General features: G+C 49.6%; 1 protein-coding gene and 3 rRNA genes. All 4 read left to right on the forward strand.

All coding sequences use genetic code 11. The annotated features are described in order from the left end of the window. Nucleotides 1–22 precede the first annotated feature (22 nt). The 4 genes from lysS to rrf all read left to right on the forward strand — a co-directional run bounded on the left by lysS (nt 23) and on the right by rrf (nt 7,081). The gene (gene lysS / locus CZ434_RS15130) at nt 23–1,504 is read left to right on the forward strand and encodes a lysine--tRNA ligase (RefSeq protein ID WP_077623932.1); all 1,482 of its coding nucleotides are present in this window, start codon (nt 23–25) and stop codon (nt 1,502–1,504) included. A gap of 471 nt (nt 1,505–1,975) precedes the next feature. Beyond that, nucleotides 1,976–3,542: ribosomal RNA gene (locus CZ434_RS15135) — 16S ribosomal RNA — on the forward strand. A gap of 257 nt (nt 3,543–3,799) precedes the next feature. Next, nucleotides 3,800–6,718: ribosomal RNA gene (locus CZ434_RS15140) — 23S ribosomal RNA — on the forward strand. A gap of 269 nt (nt 6,719–6,987) precedes the next feature. After that, a 5S ribosomal RNA gene (gene rrf, locus CZ434_RS15145) occupies nt 6,988–7,081 on the forward strand. The 16S, 23S and 5S rRNA genes sit together here, the layout of an rRNA operon. Nucleotide 7,082: the final 1 nt, after the last annotated feature.

A 7,082-nucleotide genomic window follows, 5' to 3' on the forward strand; every position in this document is an offset into this window, starting at 1 on the left:
AAATAAATGGAGTGAGAGTGCGATGACAGAAGAATTAAACGACCATATGCGGGTGCGCAGAGAAAAATTGCAGCATTATCGGGAACAAGGCCTTGATCCTTTCGGCAATAAATATGAACGGACACATCTTGCGGAAGATTTAAAAGCTGCTTATGACAGATTCTCCAAAGAAGACTTAGAAGAGAAGGCGATCGAAGTTACGGTGGCTGGACGAATCATGACCAAACGTGGTAAAGGTAAAGCGGGTTTTGCCCACATTCAGGATTTAAGCGGCCAAATTCAATTATATGTAAGGAAGGACAAAGTGGGCGAAGAGTCATATGAGCTTTTCAACACAGCCGACATGGGGGATATTGTAGGAGTGACCGGCACTGTCTTCAAGACTAAAGTTGGCGAACTATCTGTCAAAGCGACCGAGTTCCATATGCTGACTAAATCCTTGCGCCCTCTTCCGGAAAAATTCCATGGATTGAAAGATGTCGAACAACGGTACCGTCAGCGTTATTTGGATTTAATAACTAATCCGACTAGTAAGGAAACATTTATGACGCGTAGTAAAATCATTCAATCGATGCGCCGATACCTGGATGAGAGAGGATTCCTGGAAGTGGAAACCCCAATGATGCATGGAATAGCTGGAGGTGCTTCCGCTCGTCCGTTCATCACTCACCACAATGCTTTGGATATTCCGCTCTATATGAGGATAGCCATTGAGCTCCATTTGAAGAGACTAATCGTTGGTGGAATGGAGAAAGTATATGAAATTGGCCGGGTATTCCGTAATGAAGGGGTATCTACGCGCCATAACCCTGAATTTACTATGTTGGAATTATATGAAGCATATGCAGATTTCCATGATGTGATGGAACTCGTTGAAAATATGGTTGCCCATATTGCCAAAGAAGTTCATGGAACTACTACTGTTACGTATGGAGATCATGAGGTCAATCTGGAACCAACTTGGACTAGGTTGCACATGGTTGATGCCATCAAAGAGTACACCGGTGTAGACTTCTGGGAGATAATGAGCGATGAACAAGCGAAATCTTTAGCTAAAGAACATGGCATTGATATAAAAGATACAATGGAGTTCGGCCATATTGTAAATGAGTTTTTTGAACAAAAAGTGGAAGAGAAGTTGATTCAGCCTACGTTCATATATGGCCACCCAGTTGAGATTTCACCACTTGCTAAGAAAAACCCTGAAGACGAGCGGTTCACAGATCGATTCGAGTTGTTCATCGTAGGGCGTGAACATGCGAATGCTTTCTCTGAGTTGAATGACCCAATTGATCAAAGACAACGGTTCGAGGCTCAGGTTAAAGAGAAAGAACAAGGAAATGATGAGGCTCATGAGATGGATGAAGACTTCCTTGAAGCTCTGGAATATGGAATGCCGCCAACAGGAGGATTAGGTATTGGGATAGATCGTCTGGTGATGCTTCTTACCAATTCACCATCAATTCGTGACGTTTTACTTTTCCCTCAGATGAAGAACAGATAATAGAAAGCAGAAAGGCCGTCCGTCAGGGCGGTCTTTTTTTATGGGCGAAAAACACCAATAAAATAAGCGTGATTAAATGAATGATTGAGGCGGCTGTTACAGGTGGACAGAAAATGCCATTTATTTCTTGAAAAGAAGTGTTGATTTTGGACGGATATCGTGGTAAATTATTAAACGTTGCGTCGCTGAGTCGGTTGCTTTATCAAACAAGTTTTTTACACAGAAAAACTTAAAAAAGCTGTTGACTTAGTCAGTGAATGCATGGTATATTATTTTAGTCGCCAAAAAACAACTCTTTATTAACTAACAACTCATTAAAAAAGTTGTTGACAAAGAATTGGACGGCGTGTTATGATAATTAAGTCGCCTTTTGGACGACAACAACGAAATTTGATCTTTGAAAACTGAACAAAACAATCATTATGTCAAGCAAGAAATGCTAGTCAAGTTTTCGAGCAAGCAAGCTCACATTTTATGGAGAGTTTGATCTTGGCTCAGGACGAACGCTGGCGGCGTGCCTAATACATGCAAGTCGAGCGCGGGAAGCAAGCAATCACCCTTCGGGGTGTGGGCTTGTGGAACGAGCGGCGGACGGGTGAGTAACACGTGGGCAACCTGCCTGTAAGACTGGGATAACCCCGGGAAACCGGGGCTAATACCGGATAACACTTTTCTCTGCATAGAGAAGAGTTGAAAGGCGGCCTTTTGGCTGTCACTTACAGATGGGCCCGCGGCGCATTAGCTAGTTGGTGGGGTAACGGCCTACCAAGGCGACGATGCGTAGCCGACCTGAGAGGGTGATCGGCCACACTGGGACTGAGACACGGCCCAGACTCCTACGGGAGGCAGCAGTAGGGAATCTTCCGCAATGGACGAAAGTCTGACGGAGCAACGCCGCGTGAACGATGAAGGTCTTCGGATCGTAAAGTTCTGTTGTTAGGGAAGAACAAGTACCGTTCAAATAGGGCGGTACCTTGACGGTACCTAACGAGGAAGCCCCGGCTAACTACGTGCCAGCAGCCGCGGTAATACGTAGGGGGCAAGCGTTGTCCGGAATTATTGGGCGTAAAGCGCGCGCAGGCGGTTCCTTAAGTCTGATGTGAAAGCCCACGGCTTAACCGTGGAGGGTCATTGGAAACTGGGGAACTTGAGTACAGAAGAGGAGAGCGGAATTCCACGTGTAGCGGTGAAATGCGTAGATATGTGGAGGAACACCAGTGGCGAAGGCGGCTCTCTGGTCTGTAACTGACGCTGAGGCGCGAAAGCGTGGGGAGCGAACAGGATTAGATACCCTGGTAGTCCACGCCGTAAACGATGAGTGCTAGGTGTTAGGGGGTTTCCGCCCCTTAGTGCTGAAGTTAACGCATTAAGCACTCCGCCTGGGGAGTACGGCCGCAAGGCTGAAACTCAAAAGAATTGACGGGGGCCCGCACAAGCGGTGGAGCATGTGGTTTAATTCGAAGCAACGCGAAGAACCTTACCAGGTCTTGACATCCTCTGCCACTCTTGGAGACAAGAGGTTCCCTTCGGGGACAGAGTGACAGGTGGTGCATGGTTGTCGTCAGCTCGTGTCGTGAGATGTTGGGTTAAGTCCCGCAACGAGCGCAACCCTTGACCTTAGTTGCCAGCATTCAGTTGGGCACTCTAGGGTGACTGCCGGTGACAAACCGGAGGAAGGTGGGGATGACGTCAAATCATCATGCCCCTTATGACCTGGGCTACACACGTGCTACAATGGATGGTACAAAGGGAAGCGAAGCCGCGAGGTGTAGCAAATCCCATAAAACCATTCTCAGTTCGGATTGCAGGCTGCAACTCGCCTGCATGAAGCCGGAATCGCTAGTAATCGCGGATCAGCATGCCGCGGTGAATACGTTCCCGGGCCTTGTACACACCGCCCGTCACACCACGAGAGTTGGCAACACCCGAAGTCGGTGAGGTAACCTTTTGGAGCCAGCCGCCGAAGGTGGGGCCAATGATTGGGGTGAAGTCGTAACAAGGTAGCCGTATCGGAAGGTGCGGCTGGATCACCTCCTTTCTAAGGATAATTGCTCTTCGGAGCAAAAACGAATGGCATAATCGATTGTTTGGTTCAGTTTTGAGGGATTAAAAACCTCAAAAGGATCTTCTGTTAAGAACCGTCACGTCCTGTGACGAACACAGAAGTCACCACCTCGTGTGGAAGCTTGTACCTTGAAAACTAGATAAGAGTAAAATAGGAAGTGAAGGCGACTGAAAAGGAGCTGTAACTAGACTAATACAAGACATCAAACAAAACGTCTTTTCATGTTTAATAGTTAAGTGAAGAAGGGCGCACGGTGGATGCCTTGGCACTAGGAGCCGAAGAAGGACGGGACAAACACCGATATGTCCCGGGGAGCCGTACGTAGGCGTTGATCCGGGAATTTCCGAATGGGGGAACCCACTGTTCGTAATGGAGCAGTACGGTTATCTGAATTCATAGGATAACCGAGGCAGACCCGGGGAACTGAAACATCTCAGTACCCGGAGGAAGAGAAAGCAAATGCGATTTCCCAAGTAGCGGCGAGCGAAACGGAAACAGCCCAAACCAGAAAGCTTGCTTTCTGGGGTTGTAGGACACTCCATCGGAGTTACCAAGAAATGGTTTAAACGAATCGATCTGGAACGATCAGCCGAAGAAGGTAAGAGCCCTGTAGTTGAAAAGCCGTTTCCTCCGGAGTGGATCCTGAGTACGGCGGAACACGAGGAATTCCGTCGGAATCCGGGAGGACCATCTCCCAAGGCTAAATACTCCCTAGTGACCGATAGTGAACCAGTACCGTGAGGGAAAGGTGAAAAGCACCCCGGGAGGGGAGTGAAATAGAACCTGAAACCGTGTGCCTACAAGTAGTCGAAGCCCGTTAATGGGTAACGGCGTGCCTTTTGTAGAATGAACCGGCGAGTTACGATCACCTGCAAGGTTAAGTCGCATAGACGGAGCCGCAGCGAAAGCGAGTCTGAACAGGGCGCCTGTAGTAGTTGGTCGTAGACCCGAAACCGTGTGATCTACCCATGTCCAGGGTGAAGGTCAGGTAACACTGACTGGAGGCCCGAACCCACGCGTGTTGAAAAACGCGGGGATGAGGTGTGGGTAGGGGTGAAATGCCAATCGAACACGGAGATAGCTGGTTCTCTCCGAAATAGCTTTAGGGCTAGCCTCAAGAGTTGAGTACTGGAGGTAGAGCACTGATTGGACTAGGGGCCCTCATCGGGTTACCGAATTCAGTCAAACTCCGAATGCCAGCTACTCGATCTTGGGAGTCAGACTATGGGTGATAAGGTTCATAGTCGAAAGGGAAACAGCCCAGACCGCCAGCTAAGGTCCCAAAGTATACGTTAAGTGGAAAAGGATGTGGAGTTGCTTAGACAACCAGGATGTTGGCTTAGAAGCAGCCATCATTTAAAGAGTGCGTAATAGCTCACTGGTCGAGTGACTCTGCGCCGAAAATATACCGGGGCTAAACGTATCACCGAAGCTGCGGATTGTTCTTGCGAACAATGGTAGGAGAGCGTTCTAAGTGCAGCGAAGTCAGACCGTGAGGACTGGTGGAGCGCTTAGAAGTGAGAATGCCGGTATGAGTAGCGAAAAAAGAGTGAGAATCTCTTTCACCGAAAGCCTAAGGTTTCCTGAGGAAGGCTCGTCCGCTCAGGGTTAGTCGGGACCTAAGCCGAGGCCGAAAGGCGTAGGCGATGGACAACAGGTGGATATTCCTGTACCACCTCCTTTCCGTTTGAACGACGGGGGGACGCAGGAGGATAAGGAGAGCGCACGATTGGAAATGTGCGTCCAAGCAGTAAGAGAGTTGGAATAGGCAAATCCGTCCAACAATCTCAAGCTGTGACGGGGAGGGAACATAAGTACCGAAGCTCCGGATTTCATACTGCCAAGAAAAGCCTCTAGTGAGGAAAGAGGTGCCCGTACCGCAAACCGACACAGGTAGGCGAGGAGAGAATCCTAAGGTGAGCGGGAGAACTCTCGTTAAGGAACTCGGCAAAATGACCCCGTAACTTCGGGAGAAGGGGTGCTTCTTTTGCGAGAAGCCGCAGTGAAAAGGCCCAAGCGACTGTTTAGCAAAAACACAGGTCTCTGCGAAGCCGTAAGGCGAAGTATAGGGGCTGACACCTGCCCGGTGCTGGAAGGTTAAGGGGACGCGTTAGCCGCAAGGCGAAGCGTTGAACCGAAGCCCCAGTAAACGGCGGCCGTAACTATAACGGTCCTAAGGTAGCGAAATTCCTTGTCGGGTAAGTTCCGACCCGCACGAAAGGTGCAACGACTTGGGCACTGTCTCAACGAGAGACCCGGTGAAATTATACTATGCGTGAAGATGCGCATTACCCGCGACAGGACGGAAAGACCCCGTGGAGCTTTACTGTAGCCTGATATTGCATGTTGGTACAGCTTGTACAGGATAGGTGGGAGCCTTAGAAGCCGGAGCGCTAGCTTCGGTGGAGGCGTCGGTGGGATACCACCCTGGCTGTACGGACATTCTAACCCAGGACCGTGATCCGGTCCGGAGACAGTGTCAGGTGGGCAGTTTGACTGGGGCGGTCGCCTCCTAAAGAGTAACGGAGGCGCCCAAAGGTTCCCTCAGAATGGTTGGAAATCATTCGCAGAGTGTAAAGGCAGAAGGGAGCTTGACTGCGAGACCTACAAGTCGAGCAGGGACGAAAGTCGGGCTTAGTGATCCGGCGGTGCCGTATGGAAGGGCCGTCGCTCAACGGATAAAAGCTACCCCGGGGATAACAGGCTTATCTCCCCCAAGAGTCCACATCGACGGGGAGGTTTGGCACCTCGATGTCGGCTCATCGCATCCTGGGGCTGTAGTCGGTCCCAAGGGTTGGGCTGTTCGCCCATTAAAGCGGTACGCGAGCTGGGTTCAGAACGTCGTGAGACAGTTCGGTCCCTATCCGTCGTGGGCGTTGGAAGTTTGAGAGGAGCTGTCCTTAGTACGAGAGGACCGGGATGGACACACCGCTGGTGTACCAGTTGTTCCGCCAGGAGCATAGCTGGGTAGCTACGTGTGGAAGGGATAAGTGCTGAAAGCATCTAAGCATGAAGCCCCCCTCTAGATGAGACTTCCCATCATTTTAAATGAGTAAGATCCCTCAGAGACGATGAGGTTGATAGGTCCGAGGTGGAAGCGTGGTGACACGTGCAGCTGACGGATACTAATCGATCGAGGACTTAACTATAAAAAGAAAGTGAAGGCGACTGTCCAACAGCGTATGGATAGATCAGCCAGCACAAAGGACTCTGCTTTTGGAGTCCTGGTGATGGATGAACTATACACTAGCTGTTAGGAGCCGTAACTAGACTCCACAACATGAAAACACCTTTAGATGTCTCCACCCTCTTATCTAGTTTTGAAGGTAGAAATTATAAAAAAGATTTTCAAAAAAAGCTTGCTTTTTTCACGGAATCTGCATATAATATACCTTGTCCTTGAAATTTAAAGACATTGTCTGGTGGCAATAGCGGAAAGGTCACACCTGTTCCCATGCCGAACACAGCAGTTAAGCTTTCCAGCGCCCATGGTAGTTGGGGCATTGCCCCTGC

Origin of the sequence: Sediminibacillus massiliensis (genome assembly GCF_900156915.1) — a bacterium.
Classification (GTDB): domain Bacteria; phylum Bacillota; class Bacilli; order Bacillales; family Amphibacillaceae; genus Sediminibacillus_A; species Sediminibacillus_A massiliensis.

Excerpts from the sequence above, each read along its gene's own strand:
- lysS (WP_077623932.1), top strand. The coding sequence starts at position 23 with ATGACAGAAGAATTAAACGACCATATGCGGGTGCGCAGAGAAAAATTG.